This is a genomic window from Pseudomonas sp. AO-1 (genome assembly GCF_019775695.1).
Classification (GTDB): Bacteria; Pseudomonadota; Gammaproteobacteria; order Pseudomonadales; family Pseudomonadaceae; genus Aquipseudomonas; species Aquipseudomonas parakoreensis.
Window position 1 is genome coordinate 1,867,219 of the sequence record NZ_CP079947.1, and the last position, 19,950, is coordinate 1,887,168.

Sequence of the window (19,950 nt, forward strand, 5' to 3'; positions counted from 1 at the left end):
GCAGCGCTCGCTTCAGCCCCGCGAGCGCAAACGGGCATTAGGGATCAGCGATTTGACGCATTGAATCTGCGTCGTAGGGAAGGTAAAGCAGCATGGTACAGGTGAGAGCACACCAGCCGATCAACACCGACGGCAGTATCAATCTCGAGGCTTGGCTCGATCACGCGGTCAGTGTCGACATGGCACTGGATCGCGAAGCCTTGAAAGAAGCCTGCGAGTTCGCTCGCGAGGCCGAACAGCAGTCCAATGCCAAGAAGAACCTCTGGGTCGAGGGCAGCGGCAGTTTCAGTACGGGCCTGGAGATCGCCGAGATTCTCGCCGACCTCAAGCTTGACCAGGACTCGCTGGTCGCGGCGGTGCTGTACCGTGGCGTACGTGAAGGTCAGATTGAGCTCGCGGCCGTCAGCCAGCGTTTCGGTCCGGTGGTGGCCAAGCTGATCGACGGCGTGCAGCGCATGGCGGCGATCAGTGCCAGCCTCAGCCCGCGCCAGTCGATGGTGATGGGCACCCAGGGCCAGGTGGAAAACCTGCGCAAGATGCTGGTGGCGATGGTCGACGACGTTCGTGTCGCGCTGATCAAACTGGCCGAACGTACCTGCGCCATTCGCGCGGTGAAAACCGCTGACGACGAGAAGCGCAACCGCGTCGCCCGGGAAGTCTTCGACATCTATGCGCCGCTCGCGCACCGACTCGGCATCGGCCATATCAAGTGGGAACTGGAGGACTTGTCCTTCCGTTACCTGGAACCCGATCAATACAAACAGATCGCCAAGCTGCTCCACGAGCGGCGGCTGGACCGTGAGCGCTTCATCAGCGATGTGATGACCCAGCTCAAGGATGAATTGCAGGCCACCGGCGTCGACGCCGACATCAGCGGCCGGGCCAAGCACATCTATTCGATCTGGCGCAAAATGCAGCGCAAGGGTCTGGAGTTCAGCCAGATCTACGACGTGCGCGCGGTGCGCGTGCTGGTGCCGGAAATGCGCGACTGCTACACCGCGCTCGGCATCGTCCACACCCTGTGGCGGCACATCCCGAAAGAGTTCGACGACTACATCGCCAACCCGAAAGAGAACGGCTACCGCTCGCTGCACACGGCGGTGATCGGTCCGGAGGGCAAGGTGCTTGAGGTGCAGATTCGTACTCACGCCATGCACGAGGAGGCCGAGCTGGGCGTGTGCGCGCACTGGCGCTACAAGGGCACCGACGTCAAATCCGGCTCCAACCACTATGAAGAGAAAATCTCCTGGTTGCGGCAGGTCCTCGAGTGGCATGAAGAACTGGGCGACATCGGTGGTCTGGCCGAACAGCTGCGGGTCGATATCGAACCGGATCGGGTCTACATCTTCACCCCGGACGGCCACGCCATCGACTTGCCGAAAGGCGCGACGCCACTGGACTTCGCCTACCGCGTGCACACCGAAATCGGTCACAACTGCCGTGGCGCGAAGATCAATGGGCGGATCGTGCCGCTCAACTACAGCCTGCAGACCGGTGAACAGGTCGAGATCATCACCAGCAAGCACGGTACGCCGAGCCGCGACTGGCTGAACCCGAACCTGGGCTATGTCACCACCTCCCGGGCGCGAGCGAAGATTGTTCACTGGTTCAAGTTGCAGGCCCGTGATCAGAACGTCGCGGCGGGTAAAACCCTGATCGAGCGCGAACTCAATCGCCTCGGTCTGCCGGCGGTGGATTTCGACAAGCTGGCCGAAAAGGCCAACATGAAAACCGCCGAAGACATGTTCGCCGCCCTCGGTGCCGGCGACCTGCGTCTGGCGCAACTGGTCAACCTGGCGCAGCAACTGGTCGAGCCGGAACGCGGCAACGAACAACTGGAGCTGATTCCGCGCAAAGCGACCGGTTACAAGCCGGGCAAGCGTGGCGATATCCAGATTCAGGGCGTCGGCAACCTGATGACGCAGATGGCCGGCTGCTGCCAGCCGCTGCCGGGCGACGCGATTGTCGGCTACATCACCCAGGGCCGCGGCGTGAGCATTCACCGGCAGGACTGCGCCTCGGTGCTGCAACTGGCCGGGCGCGAGCCGGAGCGGATCATCCAGGTCAGTTGGGGCCCGGTGCCCGTGCTCACCTATCCGGTGGACATCGTCATCCGCGCCTACGACCGTTCCGGTCTGCTGCGTGACGTCTCGCAGGTGCTGCTCAACGAGCGCATCAACGTGCTGGCGGTCAACACCCGCTCGAACAAGGAGGACAACACCGCGCTGATGTCCCTGACCATCGAGATTCCGGGTCTGGATGCGCTGGGGCGTTTGCTGGGGCGGATTTCGCAGTTGCCGAACATCATCGAAACGCGGCGTAACCGTACCCCATAACGCGGTTCCCTGTAGGAGCTGCCGAAGGCTGCGATCTTTTGATTTTGATTTTCAAGATCAAAAGATCGCAGCCTTCGGCAGCTCCTACACGGTTGAGTGAGATTTTGTATGCACAGCCTTGAAGACCTGCTCCACCTGATGAACCGCCTGCGCGATCCGCAGTACGGTTGCCCGTGGGACATCAAGCAAACCTACGCGACCATCGTCCCGCACACCCTCGAAGAAGCCTACGAAGTGGCTGACGCCATCGAGCGCGGTGACTTCGATCATTTGCAGGGCGAGCTGGGCGATCTATTGTTTCAGGTGGTCTATTACAGCCAGCTGGCCCGGGAAGAAGGGCGCTTCGAATTTGCCGGGGTGGTCGACAGCATCACCCGCAAGCTGATCCGCCGTCATCCACACGTCTTCCCCACCGGCGATCTGTATGCGCCGCTGGATGTGCCGCGCCTGAGCGAAGAACAGGTCAAGCAGCGCTGGGAAGAGATCAAGGCCGAAGAACGCGCCGAGACATCTGCCGCGCCCGAGCAGCTGTCACTGCTCGATGACGTGCCCGCCGCGTTGCCGGCGCTGTCGCGTTCGGCCAAGTTGCAAAAACGTGCCGGGCAGGTCGGGTTCGACTGGCCGGATGCCCTGCCGGTGCTGGACAAGGTGCGCGAAGAGCTCGATGAAGTGCTCGAAGCCATGTCCGAAAATGATCCGCAAGCGGTGGCCGACGAGATCGGCGACCTGCTGTTTTCCGTGGTCAATCTGGCCCGGCATCTGAAGGTCGATCCGGAAACCGCGCTGCGTGGCGCCAACGCCAAGTTCGAACGACGTTTCCGTTTTATCGAACAGGCATTGCGCGACACCCGTCGTCCCATGGAAGATTGCACCCTCGAAGAGTTGGACGCCCTGTGGGGTGAAGCCAAACGCCAGGAAAAGAATCTGCCCAGCTGCGGCTGAGCCGTTGCCCAAGTGAGTAAGCATTAATGAGCCTTTCCCTTCGCGACCAGTTGCTCAAAGCAGGCCTGGTCAACCAAAAGCAGGCCAAGCAGGTCAGCAAAGACAAGCAGAAGCAACAGCGCCTGGCCCACAAAGGGCAGGCCGAGCTGGATGATTCGCAGCAGCGCGCCGCTCAGGAAGCCATGGCCGAGAAGGTCAAGCGCGACCAGGAGCTGAACCGCCAGCAGCAGGAGAAAGCCGAGGCCAAGGCCCGTGCCGCACAGGTCAAGCAGTTGATCGAAGTCTCGCGTCTGCCCAAGCTGACCACTGAGGACTACTACAACTTCGTCGACGACAAGAAGGTCAAGCGCATCTCGGTCAACACGCTGATGCGCAACAAACTCAGCAGCGGCTCGCTGGCGATCGTGCACCATGCCGGCGGCTACGAAGTGATCCCTCGTGAAGCGGCCCTGAAGATCCAGGAGCGCGACCCGCAACGTATCGTGCAGCTCAACGTGCAGACTGAAGAGGTCAATACCGAGGACGATCCGTACGCGGCCTATCAGATCCCTGATGACCTGATGTGGTAAACCGATAAAGCTGTAATAACGACAAACCCCGCTCATGGCGGGGTTTGTCGTTTTCAATGCTGTGGTTGCTTCAGGCGGATTTCAGATCCCGCTGCTGTTCCTGCAGTTCAAGTTCGGCCTTGTAGTTGTGGGCGTCGATCTCGTTGTGGAACATGCCGACCAGCAAGTCTTGTTGATGCACATCCCAGATCCGTACACCGGCGGCTACGCCTTCATGGGACATGTGTGAATCGTCGCGTTCAGTTACTTTTACAGTCATCTGCTAGCTCCAAATCTCAAGTTATCTGCAGCAAGGCGTGTGCAGGACTCTTTTATATGATTTGTTAGCTTGCTAAGTAAACGCTTGATTTGCGCAAGGTGTTGTTGCGGTTTTTGCAACAGTGCTGCAGCCCGCGTAATCCGCGACATTCGGTCGCAGGGTGCAAGGTTTCATGACAGAAGTTTCATCTTGGAGGCTACTGATGTCCTCTGTAGGAGCTGCCGCAGGCTGCGATCTTTTGACTTTGATTTTTAAAGACAAGATCAAAAGATCGCAGCCTTCGGCAGCTTCTACAGGGCTTATGCATTACTCAGTCATTTCTGCAGGCCAAAAAAAACGCCCCGAACCAGTCGGGGCGTTTTCCTGTGTGGCGCAAGCCTGGGGAATTACTTGCCTTCCCAGCGCTTCAGTACCAGCGTGGCGTTGGTGCCGCCGAAGCCGAAGCTGTTGCTCATCACGGTGTTGATGGTGGCGTTCTCGCGGGTCTTGGTCAGCACCGGCAGATCGGCCACTTCAGGGTCCAGCTCGTCGATGTTGGCGGAACCGGCGATGAAGTTGCCTTCCATCATCAGCATGCAGTAGATCGCTTCGTGAACGCCAGCGGCGCCCAGGGAGTGACCGGACAGGCTCTTGGTCGAGCTGATCGCAGGCGCTTTGTCGCCGAACACTTCACGCACACCTTTCATTTCCGCGACGTCGCCGACCGGGGTCGAAGTGCCGTGGGTGTTCAGGTAGTCGATCGGGGTGTCGACGGTGGACATTGCCATCTGCATGCAGCGGATCGCGCCTTCGCCGCTTGGGGCAACCATGTCGTAGCCGTCGGACGTGGCGCCGTAGCCAACGATTTCGGCGTAGATCTTGGCGCCACGGGCCAGCGCATGTTCCAGCTCTTCAACCACGACCATGCCGCCACCGCCAGCGATGACGAAACCGTCACGGTCGGCGTCGTAGGCGCGGGAGGCTTGTTCCGGGGTGTCGTTACGCTTGCTGGACAGGGCGCCCATCGCGTCGAACAGGAACGACTGGCTCCAGTGCTCTTCTTCACCACCACCGGCGAAGACGATGTCCTGCTTGCCCATCTGGATCTGTTCCATGGCGGTACCGATGCAGTGAGCACTGGTGGCGCAGGCAGACGCGATGGAGTAGTTCAGGCCCTTGATCTTGAACGGCGTGGCCAGGCATGCGGAAACGGTGCTGCTCATGGTCCGCGTTACACGGTATGGGCCGACGCGCTTCACGCCTTTCTCGCGCAGGATGTCCAGCGCTTCCATCTGGTTCAGGGTCGACGCGCCGCCGGAACCGGCGATCAGGCCGGTACGCGGGTTGGACACTTGCTCTTCGGTCAGGCCGGAGTCAGCAATGGCGTCTTTCATGGCCAGGTAGGCGTAAGCCGCTGCATGGCCGACGAAACGATAGATCTTGCGATCGATCAGTTCTTCAAGGTTGAGGTCGATGGAGCCGGAAACCTGGCTACGCAGACCCATTTCAGCATATTCCGGGTTGAACCGGATGCCAGGGCGGCTTGCACGCAGGTTAGCGGAGACGGTCTCTTTGTCATTGCCCAGGCACGAAACAATGCCCAGACCAGTGATAACGACGCGGCGCATGCGAATAACCCTTAGAAGTTGTCAGTGGAGGTGAACACGCCGACGCGAAGGCCTTCGGCGGTGTAGATTTCGCGACCGTCGACAGTCACCGAACCATCGGCGATGGCCAGGTTCAGCTTGCCCTTCAGGACGCGTTTGATATGGATGTTGTAGGTGACTTTCTTGGCGGTCGGCAGGACCTGGCCGAAGAATTTCACTTCGCCCGAACCCAGCGCACGGCCACGGCCCGGCAGGCCTTGCCAGCCCAGGAAGAAGCCGACCAGTTGCCACATGGCGTCCAGACCCAGGCAGCCCGGCATCACCGGATCGCCTTCGAAGTGGCACGCGAAGAACCACAGGTCAGGGTTGATATCCAGCTCGGCGACCAATTCACCTTTGCCGTACTTGCCGCCTTCTTCGCTGATCAGGGTGATGCGATCCACCATCAGCATGTTCGGGGCGGGCAGTTGCGCGTTACCTGGGCCGAACAGCTCACCGCGACTGCAGCGCAGCAGGTCTTCCCGAGTAAAGGCGTTTTGTTTGGTCATGCGAGCTCCTCAATAATCCCATGCGGCAGGTGGGGCAAATCTTCCCGGCCGATCGACGCGTTCATGCCTCGTACCGGCAGCCTACTCATAGACTATTGCGTTGTGGTGAAAGTCACAGCACCAAGGACATGAATGTACACTTGTGCACTGAAATTTTTATTCAAGCCTCTTTTGAGGCTCGTTCGGGTGCCTAAGACTGCCGCACTTTCGCTTTTCACGCCAGTCGCAGATGGTCGAAAAACCGTCACTACTGCACCCAGCGCTGCAGAATCTGTTGTAGGTCATTGCGTTTGAACGGCTTCGCCAGGTAATCGTTCATGCCCGCCGACAGGCAGGTTTCGCGGTCGCCCTGCAGCGCGTTGGCGGTCAGCGCAATGATCGGCACCTCGCCGCGTCCAGGCAGTTGGCGAATCTGCCGGGTCGCCTCATAGCCGTCGATGATCGGCAGCCGGCAGTCCATCAGAATCACTTCGAAATCATTGCCTTCAGCGCTGCGCACCGCCTGCGCGCCATCGGTGGCGACGCTGACGGTGAAGCCAAGGCTGCGCAGCATCGCCTCGATCACGGTCTGGTTGACCGGATTGTCCTCCACCAGCAACACATGGCGCCCCTCGCCATGCCCGTTGCCATTAGACGTGCGCGGTGCCGCCAACTGCGGCAGCGACTGCTTATATAAAGCCAGCGGGATTTCCAGGGTGAACACCGATCCCAAGCCTTCTTCACTTTGCGCGCGCAACGTTCCGCCCATGCGTTCGGCCAGGGTGCGGGCGATCGGCAGGCCGAGGCCGGTGCCGCCATAGCGCCGGGAAATCGAACTGTCGGCCTGCTGGAAGGCGTTGAACATCAACTCCAGACTTTCCGAGGAGATGCCGATGCCGCTGTCACGCACCGAACAGGTGAACCACAGCAACTCGTGATCCAGCGACTGCCATTGCGCTTCGATACTGACCCGGCCACGCTCGGTGAACTTCAACGCGTTGCCCACCAGGTTGACCAGAATCTGCCGGATCCGCGTCGGGTCGCCCTGCACCTGCAAGGCGCGCATGTCCTCGGGGATCCGCAGGTTCAGGTCCAGGCCACGCTGCACCGCGCTGTGTTGGAACGACTGGGCACACGCACCGATCAGGTCGGCCAGATTGAACGGAATGTGCTCAAGCTCCAGCTCCGAGCGTTCGATCCGCGAGAAGTCGAGGATGTCATTGATGACTTTCAACAGGTGTTCGGTGGACTCTGAAGCGAGCGCCGCGTACTCGATCTGCTCCTCGGTCATGTCCGTGGTTTCCAGCAACTGCAACATGCCCAGCACACCGTTCATGGGCGTACGCAGTTCGTGGCTCATCATCGCCAGGAAATCGGATTTGGCATTGTTGGCCTTTTCCGCTTCTTCGCGGGTCTGGATCAGTTGCGCCATCGCCTGATGCTGTTCGCGGCTGGCCTGTTCCAGTGCCTGGGCGAGGTTGTTGATGTGCTGCGACAGGGCGCCCAGTTCCGTGTCATCGACGATCGGCAGCGGGGTCTTGTAGTCGCCTTGCTGAATCGCCTTGACCGCGTTGCCGATATCGCGGATCGGCGCCGACAGGCTGCCGGCCAGACGCCGCGCCAGCACAAACGTGAAGAGCAGGGCGAACAACGCCAGAATCCCGGCCTTGAACAGAATTTCCTGCTGACGCTGACTGAAGGCATCGTTGGACAGGCCGACGATAACCCGGCCCAGATAGTCCTCGCTGGTCACGTTATTGCTGGCTTTGGCGTCGTGGAAAAAGTCGCTGTTGAGGGCGATCCGTTGCAAGCGCACCGGGGCCTGAAACACCTCGACCTGATGCGGGCGGTTGTGCGCATCGGCGGCCTGTTCTACGTAGGCCAGGATCCGGTTGGCGCTGTCCTGTACTTCCAGGAAGCGTACGTTTGGTGTGGCCAGGGTCGCTTTGAGCAGGCTTTCCAGCACTTCGTTGTTGCCGGAAATCACTCCGTACTCGGTGGCGGGCGCCAGTTGGTTGGCGATCAGTTGCCCGGTGTGATTGAGCTCCTGCCGCAAATCCTGAATCCGCACGAAGGTAAAGAAACTGATCAGCAGCAGCGTAAGCAGCAGGGCCGGGCCGAGGCTGATCAATTGCGTGCGGGTGTTGATGTCCCAGCGGCGACGCAGATTCATGGGTGGCTTTCTCCTTCAGCCAACTGGCGGGCGACAGATGCTTCATCGATTGGCTCGATACCCAGGGAACGAGCGACCTGTGCATTACTTGAGACCTTGAAGCGATCGGGGTAGAGCGCGCGCGGCCACGTCGCCGGGGGACGATCCAGCAACCCGTCAAGGATCGCCAGCCAGTCGGGCTGATCGCTGTAAGTGCTGGCGAGGCTGCCGGCACGCACGAACGCAACGTTCGGCCCGACCAGTGCCACTTGCCGGGAGTAACTGCTGAGCAACAGGTTTTTCACGGTTTTCGGGTTGTACAGATCGGGATCGTCGAGGCCCAGCAGCACGTCACTGTTTCTCAGCACGCTTTGCAACGGGCGACTGTCTTGGGTGTTGTCCCAACGCTGGCTGACGATTTGCAGATTCAGCGGCGCTGCTGCCTGGTGCAGCTCCTTGAGCAGGAATTCGCTGTGCTGGTCGAACAGCACGCCGACCCGCCGCACCTGCGGCAGAATCCGCCGAATCAATTGCAGTTGCCGCCCCAGCGGCGGATCGCTCCACAGCAGACTCAAGTGCGGTGGCTGTGCGGCACCCAGGCGTTTGCGCGCTTGCAGACGACTGATGCGCAACACCAGCGTCGCCGGCCCTTGGGACTCCTGCAGGCGCCAATCGAGACTGGGCAGATCGAGCAGAATCATCCGCAAATTGCCCGGCAACTTGCCCGGCGCCGGCAGGCTGGCCAGTGGCTGAAACCGCACGTTGTCAGTGGGGCGCAGCTCGCTCAGGGCCTGGACGAAGGCTTGCACCCCAGGGCTTTCTTCGGCGCCGGTCAACAGGATATCGGCGGCTTGCACCGCCACGCCGTGCAGCCACGCGGTCAAGAACAGGCAGGCACCCGCCAGCCAGTGGCCAAGGGTGGGCGTCTTGTTTGCCGTGGCGTAGCGCACCCTAGAACTCCAGCTCGGCGCTGAAGTACAGCACCCGGCGTTCGTCGTAATTGTTGTCGACGAAAGTGGTCGGCTGGTTGTCGAGCCGCTGCTGCAGCACGCCGGCCAGTTGCAGTTGCGCCTTGCCCAGCGGGATGCGTTTGGCGATGCGCGTGTCAACGCGCTCGAAGCGGTAGCCGTTAAGCGCGTTGTCGCCGTAATAGAACAGGGCGCTGTTCCAGCCGTGGCCCCAATCACGCAGCCAGCCGGCAGAACCGCTGTTGCGCGAGGTGAATTGCTGATCCAGCGGATTGCTCGCTTCGGCGTCGACGAAAGCGTAAGTGAAGCGCAGGCGATCGATCATGCTCAGGCGCCAGTCGAGCTGGGTTTCGGTGCCGCGAAAGCGCGAGCTGTTGGCGTTGCTGGCGATGTACTGGTTGTTGCGCAGCGGCTCGCTGATCATTCCGGTGATTTCGTCGTAGAACAGCTTCACGTCCACGGCCAGCCCCCACTCGGCGAAATAGCCGTTGTAGCCCAACTCGCGCGAGCGCATGTGTTCCTGGTCGAGATTGCCCGGGCCGCGGGTCTTGACGAAGTAGCGCGCCGAAGACTGGCCATAGGCGGACGGCCGCAGGTTGCTCACCTGATAGCTCCAGTTGACATTGTTCTCGAACATGTCCGGCGAGCGGATCGCCTCCGAGTACACCGCGCGCAGGCCATGGCGTGGGTTGATCAAGTAGTTGACGGCGAAACGGGGCGTCAGCGAACTGCCGATCAGTTGGGTGTTTTCAAACATGGCGCCGCCCTGCAACAGCCAGTGTTCACTGGCACGCCATTCCAATTGGCCGAACGCACGCCAGGTGGTGTCGTCCAGCGTGCCGTTGAAGTAGGTCTCGGAGTCGGCCCGGTCGTAACGATAGTTCATGCCGCTGACCAGTCGCAGGCTGTCGGACAGGCTGAGAGTATCCTGCAATTCCAGATCGTAGCGCGACTCGCGGGCGCTTTGGTCGATGTCGCCGCACAGGGTCTGGCTGGCACCGTTGCGCCACTGATCCAGCACTTGATTGGCCAGGGCCATTTCCTGCGGGGTACCCGGCGCGGCGCCAGGGCCGGTGAAGCGGGTGATATTGCGTGCCAGGCGTTCGGTGTAGTTCGGGTTGAGCTGCCACAGTTGGGTCAGTTGCGGGCTGAACGACACTTCGGCATCGCAGGCGCGCCACACTTGCTGGCGATCCCAGTGCTGCGCCGAGCCTTGTATATAAAGGCTGTGTTCGGGATTGATGTCGAGATTCCAGCGCACCGAGCCGGCGTAATCCTTGGCGATCACGTCGGAATTGTTCCCGGCAGCGGTAATCCCCGAGAACACCGGGCGGTAGGTATAAGGCCGCTGGTTGGTACCGTCCTTTGCATTGACCTGCCAGTCGAGGCTCTGGTTGTCACTCAGAGTCTGGCTGACGGCGAGGCTGAAGCGGTTCAAACGGCGGCTGTCGCGGTAATCGGCGCCGGTGCGGTCGCTGTCGAAGCCATCGTCTTCCTGACCGGACAGCGACAGGCGCAAGTCGCCGCCATTCCACCCCGTACCCTGGCTGGCATAGAAATCGTTGATGCCGCGCTGGCCACGGGTGTACTTCAGGCGTGTGCCGTGGCTGTCCGCCGGGTTGCGGGTGATGATGTTGACCACCGCCATCAGCGCATTGGCGCCGTAGCTGACCGTGTTCGGCCCACGGAAAACCTCGATCCGCTCGATGTCTTCCATGGCCACCGGAATATCACTCCAGTCCACCGTGGCCAGGCCCGCGCGGTACACCGAGCGGCCATCGATCAGCACCTGCATGCGCCGCGCTTCGCTGGCGTTGGTCCCGTGATAGTTGACCGCCGCCTGATTGCCGCTGATGTTGCCGACCATCATTCCCGGCACCAGCCGCAGCAACTCACTGATATCGCGGGCGCCACTGGCGTTGATCAGTTCACTGTCGAGTACGGTCATGCTCCCCGGCACTTCCGCCGGTGTCTGTTTCAGGCGTGTGGCCGTCAGCACCTGCGGCAGCGTTTCGCTGTCGACAAACAGGTCGTCCGCCTGCAACACCGGGCTGAACAGCAGCGCCAGCAACAGGGACGAACGTGAGGGGGGAGAGCCAAAAGACACGACACAGCCTTGATCACAAAGAATTGGCGCGCATGTTAACCGAGCACAGTGACTTTTCCAGTCACGATGCAGGCATTTTCCTAGGTTTTATTGGTCTTCTTCCTACAAGTGTCGGTAATTGACGCAGGGGCTGGCCGCGCTCCGGTCGCCCCGTATAATGCCGGCATCGCCACTGGTATGGATTAACGGATTGCATATGACTGAACAGCGCCCGATTGCGGTCCTGGGAGGCGGAAGTTTTGGTACCGCCGTGGCCAATCTTTTGGCCGAGAACGGCCATCAAGTCCTGCAGTGGATGCGCGACCCCGAGCAGGCCGAGGCCATCCGGGTCAATCGCGAGAACCCGCGTTACCTCAAAGGCATCAAGATCCTGCCGGGGGTGACTGCGGTCACGGACCTGCAGGCCACCCTCGACGCCTGCGAGCTGTGCTTCGTCGCGCTGCCGTCGAGCGCCCTGCGCACGGTGCTGGCCGCTCATGCCGAGCGCCTGAGTGGCAAGATGCTGGTCAGCCTGACCAAGGGCATCGAAGCCCACACCTTCAAACTGATGAGCCAGATCCTCGAAGAAATCGCCCCGCAGGCGCGCATCGGCGTGCTGTCCGGGCCGAACCTGGCGCGGGAGATCGCCGAGCACGCGCTGACCGCCACGGTTGTTGCCAGCGAAGACGAAGAACTCTGCAAAGCGGTACAGGCTGCGTTGCATGGTCGCACCTTCCGCGTTTACGCCAGTGCTGACCGTTTCGGTGTCGAACTGGGCGGCGCGTTGAAAAACGTCTACGCGATCATTGCCGGCATGGCGGTGGCGCTGGAGATGGGCGAGAACACCAAGAGCATGCTGATCACTCGCGCCCTGGCCGAGATGACCCGGTTCGCGGTGAACCAGGGCGCCAACCCGATGACCTTCCTCGGTCTGGCCGGGGTCGGTGACTTGATCGTGACCTGCTCGTCACCCAAGAGCCGCAACTATCAGGTCGGGTTTGCCCTCGGTCAGGGCTTGAGCCTTGATGAAGCCGTGTCGCGCCTGGGCGAAGTCGCTGAAGGGGTCAACACCCTGAAAGTGCTCAAGGCCAAGTCCCAGGAGGTTGGCGTGTACATGCCGCTGGTCGCCGGGCTGCATGCGATCCTGTTTGAAGGACGCACGCTGGAGCAGGTGATCGGTCTACTGATGCGGGCCGAGCCGAAAACCGACGTCGACTTTATTTCCACCAGCGGTTTCAACTGATTCAACAGGAAGCGAGCCATGAACGATCCGAAAACCGAAGCCAAGTACGAATCCATCCTCCTGCGGGTGTTGTGGATGATCGTCTACGTGCTGGTCTGGCAAGTGGCGCAGTTCATCCTCGGCGCGGTGGTGCTGGTGCAACTGATCTATCGTTTGATTTACGGCGCGCCGAGCGCCAGCCTGATGAATTTCGGCGACAGCCTGAGCCAGTTCCTCGCGCAGATCGGTCGCTTCGGCAGCTTTCACAGCGACCAGAAACCCTGGCCGTTCGCCGACTGGCCGACCCCGCGTGCCCCGGAAGGCGAGGCGCCGCACGCCGTGCCGCCAGCCCCGCATCCGGCCCGCGATGAGGAACCCAAGCTATGAAACTCTGGGTATTGCGTCACGGTGAGGCCGTGCCTTATGGCTCGTGCCCCGACTCCGAGCGGGAACTGACCGCGCACGGTCGCCAAGAGGTCTTGAGCAGCGCTGCCCGATTGATCGGTCAGCCACTGACGGCGATTTACGCCAGCCCTTATCTGCGCGCACAACAGACTGCGCAGATCGTTCGCGAGGCTCTGGGGTTCGAGCCGGAGATCCGCACCGTCGAATGGCTGACGCCGGAAACCGATCCGGACAAGGTCACCGATCAGCTGGTGTCGGTGAGCAATGTGCTGCTGGTCAGCCATAACCCGCTGGTGGGCAATCTGCTCAGCTATCTGCAGCACGGCGCCGGTTATCCGCCGGAGAAGGTCAGCACCGCTGGCCTGGCCGAATTGGAAAGTCCTGAGTTGTTGATTGGCTCGATGACCCTCAACAGCCTCAAACACCCTTAACAGCAAAAGATCGCAGCCTGCGGCAGCTCCTACATTGATCCGTGTAGGAGCTGCCGCAGGCTGCGATCTTTTGATCTTGTTTCTTTTGGTAAAAAATCCAACCAAGCACTTGCTTGGTTGACTACGCTTGCTCCAGACCCAAAAAACAGGAGCGAGTCGCATGTCTGCCGCCTTCCGTTTACCGCTGGACATGTTCTACGAGCGTGAGGCCCGGCACCCGCGCCAGCGTTTTCTGGTGCAGCCCATCGGCGGCGGGCAGGTCGAGACGCTGACCTGGGCCGATGTCGGCCATCAGGCCCGTTGCGCCGCGCACTGGCTGCGCGCACGGGAATTGCCGCAAGGCAGCCATATCGCGCTGATCTCGAAAAACTGCGCGCACTGGATCATTGCCGATCTGGCGATCTGGATGGCCGGACACGTCTCGGTGCCGCTGTATCCCAACCTCACGGCAGACTCGGTGAATCAGGTCCTGACACATTCGGAAAGCGTGCTGGCGATCATCGGCAAGCTCGATGACTGGCCGGGCATGTCGGTCGGTGTGCCGGCGGATTTGCCAACCATCAGTCTGCCGCTGCATCCGCCCGGCGAGTTCGATTTCAGTTGGGATGACCTGCAAAGGAGCTCGCCGATCCAGGACGATCCACGCCCGGCGGCCGAACAACTGGCGACCATCATCTACACCTCCGGCACCACCGGGTTGCCCAAAGGCGTGATGCACAGTTTTGCCAATCTGGGCTTTGCCACGACTCGCGGCACGCAACTGTTCGGGCTCAACGAGCAAGACCGCCTGCTGTCGTACCTGCCGCTGTGCCATGTCGCCGAACGAATGTTCGTTGAACTGGCCGCGATCTATACCGGGCAAACCGTGTTCTTTGCCGAAAGCCTCGACACCTTCATCACCGATCTGCAGCGGGCGCGGCCCACGGCGATGTTCGGCGTGCCGCGCATCTGGACCAAATTCCAGATGGGCGTCTACGGCAAGATCCCGGCCAAACGCCTGGATTTCCTGCTTGGCCTGCCATTCATTGGCAAGCGGATCGGGCACAAGGTGTTGGCCGGGTTGGGCCTTGATGCCTTGCGCGTTGCCCTGTCCGGTGCGGCACCAGTACCGCAGACCCTGCTCAGCTGGTATCGGAAACTTGGCCTCGATGTGCTGGAGGTCTATGGCATGACCGAGAGTTGCGGCTATTCGCACATCTGCCTGCCGGGTCAGTACAAGCAAGGCTGGATCGGCAAGCCGTGCCCGGAGGTCGAGGTGCGGATCGACGAGTCCGGTGAGGTACAGGTGCGCAGTCAGGCGAACATGCTTGGCTATTTCAAGGAGCCGCAGAAAACCGCCGAGACCCTCACCGAAGACGGCTTCCTGCGTACCGGCGACAAGGGCGAGCAGGATGCCGAGGGGCGCTTGCGCCTGACCGGCCGGCTCAAGGAAATCTTCAAGACCAGCAAAGGCAAATACGTGGCCCCGGCGCCGATTGAAAACCGGCTGGCGGTGCATTCGCGGATCGAACAGGTCTGCGTGGTTGGCGATGGCCTGAGTGCGCCGCTGGGCTTGTGCGTGCTGTCGAACGTCAATCAGGAGGAGGCGCGGGCGAGTCTGCATTCGAGCCTGGAGAAGCTGCTCGAAGAGGTCAACGCCGTGCTCGACAAGCACGAGCGCCTGCGCCGACTGGTGGTGGTCAAGGACAGCTGGGCGGTGGAAAACGGCTTTCTCACGCCGACCTTGAAGATCAAGCGCAACGTCATCGAAGACACTTACGGTGCGCGGTTTGAAGAATGGAGCGCGCGCAGCGAGGCGGTGCTGTGGCAGGATTGAGTGACGATCAAAACAACAAAGGAAGCCTGCGATGACCTTGTGGCGCACCACTCCGAACATCGAGCAGTTGAACGCAATCCAGAAAAACACTATCGGCGAAGTGCTGGATATCCGCTTTGAGTCCTTCGACGAAGCGTCGTTGACGGCGAGCATGGTCATCGACCACCGCACCCATCAGCCTTATGGCCTGCTGCACGGCGGCGCTTCGGTGGTGCTGGCGGAAACCGTCGGTTCCATGGCCAGTTACCTGTGCATCGACGCCAGCAAATTCTATTGCGTGGGGCTGGAGATCAACGCCAACCATTTGCGCGGTTTGCGCAGCGGTCGGGTGAGCGCAGTGGCCAAACCGATTCACATCGGCCGCACCACGCATGTCTGGGACATCCGCCTGACCAGCGATGAAGGCAAGGCCAGTTGTGTGTCTCGTTTGACCATGGCAGTGGTGCCATTGGGTGAGCAACCGCCGGCGCGTTGAGGTCCGATGCGCCATCGCCATGACCGGACTGTCATCATTCCTGGCAGTTACGGTCATTGCTCAGGGCCGCGCTCTTGCGGACAATCAGCGGCATGTTTCCGCTCATGGATAAACCTGCATGTCGCAACCGATCTTTTTCGCCCACGCCAACGGGTTTCCCTCGGGCACCTACGGCAAGTTGTTCGCGGCGCTGGCGCCCGAGTACCGGGTTGCGCATCTGGAGCAGCATGCCCATGACCCGCGTTTCCCGGCGGACGACAACTGGTACAACCTGGTCGACGAGCTGATCCACCATTTGCAGCAACAGGATCAACCGGTGTGGGGCGTCGGCCATTCCTTTGGCGGCGTGTTGCACCTGCACGCGGCGTTGCGTTGCCCTGAGCTGTATCGCGGCGTGGTCATGCTCGACTCGCCGGTGCTGACTCGCACAGACCAGTGGGTGATCCGCGCGGCCAAGCGCTTCGGCTTCATCGACAAACTGACCCCGGCCGGACGTACGTTGGGGCGGCGCGAAGAGTTCGCCGACATCGACACGGCGCGCAGCTACTTTGCCGGCAAGACCCTGTTTCGCGGTTTCGATCCGGAATGCTTCGATGCCTACCTGCAGCACGGATTGCATACGGTCGGCGACAAGCTGCGTCTGCGCTTTGATCCGGCCACTGAAATCAGCATCTATCGCGGCGTGCCGCACACCAGTCCCGGTCGCACTCGTCAGCTGAAAGTGCCGCTGGCCGTGGTGCGCGGGCACAAGAGCCGGGTGGTCATGCGTCATCACACGCGGTTCGTCGGGCGCCTGCCCCAGGGTGAAGCCCTGAGCATGCCCGGCGGGCACATGTTCCCGCTCGAACGTCCGCAAGACACCGCGCGCCTGCTCAAGGAGCTGTTTACGCGTTGGGAGCGCCGCCAGCAGAAGGACTGCGCATGAGCCCGACCTTCGAAGAAGTGCGCCTGAGCCTGCCGCATATCGAACTGGCGGCGCACTTGTTCGGCCCCGAGGACGGTCTGCCAGTGATCGCCCTGCATGGCTGGCTCGACAACGCCAACAGCTTCGCGCGCCTGGCGCCGAGGCTCAAAGGCCTGCGCATCATTGCCCTGGACATGGCCGGGCATGGGCATTCCGGGCATCGCCCGAACGGCGCCGGTTATGCGCTGTGGGACTACGCCCATGATGTGCTGCAGGTCGCCGAGCAATTGGGCTGGAAACGCTTTGGCCTGCTCGGGCATTCGATGGGCGCTATTGTTTCGCTGGTGCTGGCCGGTTCGTTGCCGGAGCGTATCAGCCACCTGGCGTTGATCGACGGGGTGATTCCGCCTACAGACAAAGGCGAAAACGCTGCCGAGCGTATGGGCATGGCCTTGCAGGCGCAGCTGGATCTGCGCGAGAAGCGCAAACCGGTCTACAACACCCTCGATCGTGCCATCGAAGCCCGGATGAAGGGCTTGGTGGCGGTCAGTCGCGAAGCCGCCGAGCTGCTGGCGCAACGCGGCCTGATGCCAGTGCCCGGCGGTTATACCTGGCGCACCGACAATCGCCTGACCCTGCCATCACCGCTGCGCCTGACGCAGGAGCAGGCGATGGCGTTCGTCCAGCGCATTACCTGTCCGGCGCAACTGGTGGTAGCCGCCGACGGCATGCTGGCCAGACATCCTGAGTTGCTGGAGCGTCTACCCTTTAGCCAGGAACAGCTGGCGGGCGGGCATCATTTGCACCTGAACGATGAGTCCGGTGCCGACCTTGTCGCAGACTGTTTCAATCGCTTCTTCGCCATTCCTTGACTTGCACCGGGCAACTGTCGAGGCTGGGCGGGTTGAAATGGGAGACAAACACGATGGATTTCTATACCGCTGCGACCCCGACCCGCCAAGCCATGCCGATCCGATGAGCCTGACAATGCGGTCACTCAGTCTGTTGGCGCTGTGCTGTTTCAGTCCCGTTCTCTTCGCTGCCGATGTGCCAGGCAGCCATGACCTGCAGATCGTGCCGCGCCTGGCCGATGCGCAGATTGTCGACTATCGCCCTCCGGTGGAGCTCGAGCGGATCTATCCGCTGGGCTCGATCCGCAAGATCAGCGGCCAGTTGCGCTTCGACGGCCAGGTCACCGCGCGCGGCCAGACCACTTCGGTCACCTACGAATTGCCCCCGGAGCACTCCGCCACCGAAGCCTTCACTGCTGCTCGCGAAGCCCTGCAAAAGCAGGACGCCGAGTTGCTGTTCTGGTGCCAGGCCCGCGACTGTGGCGAAAGCAGCCTGTGGGCCAATGAAGTGTTCGGCAATGCCAAGCTGTACGGTGCCGACGAGCAACAGGCCTATCTGCTGTTGCGTCTGGCCGCACCGAAGGACAACACCTTGGTGGCGCTCTACAGCATCACCCGTGGCAATCGCAAAGCCTACCTGCATGTCGAACAGTTCGAAGCGAGCGCGCCGTTGGGCGAGTTGCTGCCGACCTCGGCCACGCTGTTGCGACAGCTCAAAAGCACCGGCGAACTGGACTTTCCCAAGCTGACCGGAGACCCGGATGACACCTGGCTACGACTGATTTCCCGTGGCTTGAACCTCGACACCACCCAGCGCGTGACGATCGCCGGGCCGAAGGCCGAGGCCTGGCGTCAGGCATTGATCGGTCAGGGCGTGCGCGCGGCGCGGATGGAGGCGGGGAGCGCCGACGGCGCTGGCCTGCGCATTGATCTGTTGCGATAAGCTACATCGTACGTGCACGCGGGGCGTGTTCGCCTACGCTTTGACCGACTGACTTCTTCGAGACTTTATATGCTCAATAATGATCGGCTGTTGGTGCAGATCCTCCTGCTGGTGCTGTTTGGTGCCAGCCTATGGGTGATGGCGCCGTTCTGGTCGGCGCTGTTCTGGGGGGCGGTGCTGGCGTTCGCCAGTTGGCCGCTGATGCGTCTGTTGACCCGTTGGCTCAATGGCCGCGAATCGCTCGCTGCGGCTATTTTGACCCTCGGCTGGATGCTGCTGGTGGCGGCGCCACTGGTGTGGCTGGGGTTCAACCTGGCCGATCACGTGCGCGATGCCACGGCGTTCATCAAGGATGTACAGGTCGACGGCCTGCCGGAAGCACCGACCTGGCTTGGCAGCGTGCCGCTGGTCGGCGAGCGGCTGGTCGGGGTCTGGAACAGCATCGATCAGCAGGGCGCAGCGCTGATGGTGTCGATCAAGCCGTATCTGGGGCAGGTCGGCAACTGGTTGCTCGCGCGCAGTGCGCAGATCGGCGGCGGGATCCTCGAGCTGACCCTGAGCATTGTCTTCGTGTTCTTTTTCTATCGCGACGGGCCGCGACTGGCGGCGTTTGTGCACGGTCTGCTGGAGCGGCTGATTGGCGAGCGTGCCGGGTATTACATCGAGCTGGTGGCCGGCACTGTGCAGCGGGTGGTCAACGGGGTGATCGGTACGGCAGCGGCGCAGGCGATTCTGGCGTTGATCGGGTTCCTGATTGCCGGGGTCCCGGGGGCGCTGGTGCTGGGGATCGTGACGTTCCTGTTGAGCCTGATTCCGATGGGGCCACCGTTGGTGTGGATTCCGGCCACGGCCTGGCTGGCCTGGAAAGGTGAATACGGGATGGCGGTGTTTCTCGGGATCTGGGGGACGTTCATCATCAGTGGCGTGGATAACGTGTTGAAGCCTTATCTGATCAGCCGGGGCGGGAATCTGCCGTTGGTGATTGTGTTGCTTGGGGTATTTGGCGGGTTGATTGCGTTTGGGTTTATCGGGCTGTTTATCGGGCCTACGTTGTTGGCGGTGGCTTATAGTTTGTTGACGGATTGGAGTAAGAGTCAGGCTCGGGTTTAGATTTGGCTGGGTTGGTTTGACTTGGCGGCCTCTGGGCCGACCAGGTTCTTGGGGTTTTGGGTGTTTATCCGTTGCTTCGGGTGTTGCGGCTGGCGGTTTCGCCCTTACGGCGAGTCACTTTGGCAAACGCCGGAGTGCCGGCCCAGCCCAAAGTAACCAAAGGTCTTGGCCCCGGCGTACGGCCCTCGCCGTGGCTCGGGTACCTTCGTTGCGGGGTTCATCCGGGGGCATCGCCTCCGGTTTGCTTCGCTGCACCTCCTCTCGATGTGTTCGACTGCGTCGAACGGTCGCTGCGCTCCCACCCCCGGATAAACCCCTCCACTCAGCCTGCCGATGGGGCCGGCACGGCAAGATCAAGAGCTGCAGTC

General features: G+C 61.4%; 18 protein-coding genes. 12 read left to right on the top strand and 6 right to left on the bottom strand.

Annotated features, from left to right (window positions below):
• Nucleotides 1-92 precede the first annotated feature (92 nt).
• The 3 genes from relA (at nt 93) to KVQ82_RS08620 (ending at nt 3,847) form a co-directional block, all read left to right on the top strand.
• On the top strand, nt 93-2,336 hold the full coding sequence (gene relA, locus KVQ82_RS08610) for a GTP diphosphokinase (RefSeq protein ID WP_222018618.1): 2,244 nt from the start codon (nt 93-95) through the stop codon (nt 2,334-2,336).
• 108 nt (nt 2,337-2,444) lie between these two features.
• Nucleotides 2,445-3,278, top strand: a complete 834-nt coding sequence (gene mazG, locus KVQ82_RS08615) for a nucleoside triphosphate pyrophosphohydrolase (protein WP_222018619.1) — start codon at nt 2,445-2,447, stop codon at nt 3,276-3,278.
• 26 nt (nt 3,279-3,304) lie between these two features.
• Nucleotides 3,305-3,847 (top strand): DUF2058 domain-containing protein, encoded by a 543-nt coding sequence (locus KVQ82_RS08620; protein WP_222018620.1) that lies wholly within the window; start codon nt 3,305-3,307, stop codon nt 3,845-3,847.
• A 70-nt stretch (nt 3,848-3,917) separates the two neighbouring features.
• Here KVQ82_RS08620 and KVQ82_RS08625 read toward each other — a convergent pair whose 3' ends face one another.
• The 6 genes from KVQ82_RS08625 to KVQ82_RS08650 all read right to left on the bottom strand — a co-directional run bounded on the left by KVQ82_RS08625 (nt 3,918) and on the right by KVQ82_RS08650 (nt 11,446).
• A complete protein-coding gene (locus tag KVQ82_RS08625) occupies nt 3,918-4,106 on the bottom strand; it encodes a hypothetical protein (RefSeq protein WP_003227153.1) in 189 nt (62 codons plus the stop codon).
• 386 nt (nt 4,107-4,492) lie between these two features.
• Nucleotides 4,493-5,713, bottom strand: a complete 1,221-nt coding sequence (gene fabB, locus KVQ82_RS08630; RefSeq protein WP_003227152.1) for a beta-ketoacyl-ACP synthase I — start codon at nt 5,711-5,713, stop codon at nt 4,493-4,495.
• Between the two features lie 11 nt (nt 5,714-5,724).
• The gene (gene fabA, locus KVQ82_RS08635) at nt 5,725-6,240 is read right to left on the bottom strand and encodes a 3-hydroxyacyl-[acyl-carrier-protein] dehydratase FabA (RefSeq protein WP_003227150.1); all 516 of its coding nucleotides are present in this window, start codon (nt 6,238-6,240) and stop codon (nt 5,725-5,727) included.
• 247 nt (nt 6,241-6,487) lie between these two features.
• Complete coding sequence (locus KVQ82_RS08640) at nt 6,488-8,392, bottom strand: response regulator (RefSeq protein WP_222018621.1); 1,905 nt, start codon at nt 8,390-8,392, stop codon at nt 6,488-6,490.
• The gene (locus tag KVQ82_RS08645; protein ID WP_222018622.1) at nt 8,389-9,321 is read right to left on the bottom strand and encodes an ABC transporter substrate-binding protein; all 933 of its coding nucleotides are present in this window, start codon (nt 9,319-9,321) and stop codon (nt 8,389-8,391) included. Before KVQ82_RS08645 ends, KVQ82_RS08640 begins: the two co-directional genes overlap by 4 nt.
• Nucleotide 9,322: 1 nt before the next feature.
• A complete protein-coding gene (locus KVQ82_RS08650) occupies nt 9,323-11,446 on the bottom strand; it encodes a TonB-dependent siderophore receptor (protein WP_222018623.1) in 2,124 nt (707 codons plus the stop codon).
• 196 nt (nt 11,447-11,642) lie between these two features.
• Here KVQ82_RS08650 and KVQ82_RS08655 point away from each other — a divergent pair, with 196 nt between their 5' ends.
• From KVQ82_RS08655 to KVQ82_RS08695, 9 genes are all read left to right on the top strand, one after another.
• Nucleotides 11,643-12,668 carry an NAD(P)H-dependent glycerol-3-phosphate dehydrogenase gene (locus KVQ82_RS08655; protein ID WP_047295760.1) on the top strand — a complete coding sequence of 342 codons (1,026 nt, stop codon included), beginning with the start codon at nt 11,643-11,645 and terminating at the stop codon, nt 12,666-12,668.
• Between the two features lie 18 nt (nt 12,669-12,686).
• Nucleotides 12,687-13,034 carry a DUF4389 domain-containing protein gene (locus KVQ82_RS08660; protein WP_007968953.1) on the top strand — a complete coding sequence of 116 codons (348 nt, stop codon included), beginning with the start codon at nt 12,687-12,689 and terminating at the stop codon, nt 13,032-13,034.
• Entirely contained in the window at nt 13,031-13,483 is a 453-nt protein-coding gene (gene sixA / locus KVQ82_RS08665) for a phosphohistidine phosphatase SixA (RefSeq protein ID WP_222018624.1), read from the top strand. Before KVQ82_RS08660 ends, sixA begins: the two co-directional genes overlap by 4 nt.
• A 160-nt stretch (nt 13,484-13,643) precedes the next feature.
• Complete coding sequence (locus KVQ82_RS08670) at nt 13,644-15,299, top strand: AMP-binding protein (RefSeq protein ID WP_222018625.1); 1,656 nt, start codon at nt 13,644-13,646, stop codon at nt 15,297-15,299.
• Between the two features lie 31 nt (nt 15,300-15,330).
• Nucleotides 15,331-15,774, top strand: a complete 444-nt coding sequence (locus KVQ82_RS08675; protein ID WP_222018626.1) for a hotdog fold thioesterase — start codon at nt 15,331-15,333, stop codon at nt 15,772-15,774.
• Nucleotides 15,775-15,892: 118 nt separating this feature from the next.
• Nucleotides 15,893-16,699: an alpha/beta fold hydrolase gene (locus KVQ82_RS08680; RefSeq protein ID WP_222018627.1), complete on the top strand. Its 807-nt coding sequence runs from the start codon at nt 15,893-15,895 to the stop codon at nt 16,697-16,699.
• Entirely contained in the window at nt 16,696-17,550 is an 855-nt protein-coding gene (locus KVQ82_RS08685) for an alpha/beta hydrolase (RefSeq protein WP_108183510.1), read from the top strand. The genes KVQ82_RS08680 and KVQ82_RS08685 overlap by 4 nt, the downstream gene beginning before the upstream one ends.
• A gap of 115 nt (nt 17,551-17,665) precedes the next feature.
• Entirely contained in the window at nt 17,666-18,472 is an 807-nt protein-coding gene (locus KVQ82_RS08690) for a DUF4892 domain-containing protein (RefSeq protein ID WP_222018628.1), read from the top strand.
• 69 nt (nt 18,473-18,541) lie between these two features.
• On the top strand, nt 18,542-19,582 hold the full coding sequence (locus KVQ82_RS08695) for an AI-2E family transporter (RefSeq protein ID WP_198758355.1): 1,041 nt from the start codon (nt 18,542-18,544) through the stop codon (nt 19,580-19,582).
• Nucleotides 19,583-19,950: the final 368 nt, after the last annotated feature.

Coding starts and splice junctions, on each gene's coding strand:
- KVQ82_RS08695 (WP_198758355.1), top strand. CDS start 18,542: ATGCTCAATAATGATCGGCTGTTGGTGCAGATCCTCCTGCTGGTGCTG.
- fabA (WP_003227150.1), bottom strand. CDS start 6,240: ATGACCAAACAAAACGCCTTTACTCGGGAAGACCTGCTGCGCTGCAGT.
- KVQ82_RS08690 (WP_222018628.1), top strand. CDS start 17,666: ATGCGGTCACTCAGTCTGTTGGCGCTGTGCTGTTTCAGTCCCGTTCTC.
- KVQ82_RS08620 (WP_222018620.1), top strand. CDS start 3,305: ATGAGCCTTTCCCTTCGCGACCAGTTGCTCAAAGCAGGCCTGGTCAAC.
- mazG (WP_222018619.1), top strand. CDS start 2,445: ATGCACAGCCTTGAAGACCTGCTCCACCTGATGAACCGCCTGCGCGAT.
- KVQ82_RS08680 (WP_222018627.1), top strand. CDS start 15,893: ATGTCGCAACCGATCTTTTTCGCCCACGCCAACGGGTTTCCCTCGGGC.
- KVQ82_RS08670 (WP_222018625.1), top strand. CDS start 13,644: ATGTCTGCCGCCTTCCGTTTACCGCTGGACATGTTCTACGAGCGTGAG.
- KVQ82_RS08660 (WP_007968953.1), top strand. CDS start 12,687: ATGAACGATCCGAAAACCGAAGCCAAGTACGAATCCATCCTCCTGCGG.
- relA (WP_222018618.1), top strand. CDS start 93: ATGGTACAGGTGAGAGCACACCAGCCGATCAACACCGACGGCAGTATC.
- sixA (WP_222018624.1), top strand. CDS start 13,031: ATGAAACTCTGGGTATTGCGTCACGGTGAGGCCGTGCCTTATGGCTCG.
- fabB (WP_003227152.1), bottom strand. CDS start 5,713: ATGCGCCGCGTCGTTATCACTGGTCTGGGCATTGTTTCGTGCCTGGGC.
- KVQ82_RS08625 (WP_003227153.1), bottom strand. CDS start 4,106: ATGACTGTAAAAGTAACTGAACGCGACGATTCACACATGTCCCATGAA.
- KVQ82_RS08685 (WP_108183510.1), top strand. CDS start 16,696: ATGAGCCCGACCTTCGAAGAAGTGCGCCTGAGCCTGCCGCATATCGAA.
- KVQ82_RS08675 (WP_222018626.1), top strand. CDS start 15,331: ATGACCTTGTGGCGCACCACTCCGAACATCGAGCAGTTGAACGCAATC.
- KVQ82_RS08655 (WP_047295760.1), top strand. CDS start 11,643: ATGACTGAACAGCGCCCGATTGCGGTCCTGGGAGGCGGAAGTTTTGGT.
- KVQ82_RS08640 (WP_222018621.1), bottom strand. CDS start 8,392: ATGAATCTGCGTCGCCGCTGGGACATCAACACCCGCACGCAATTGATC.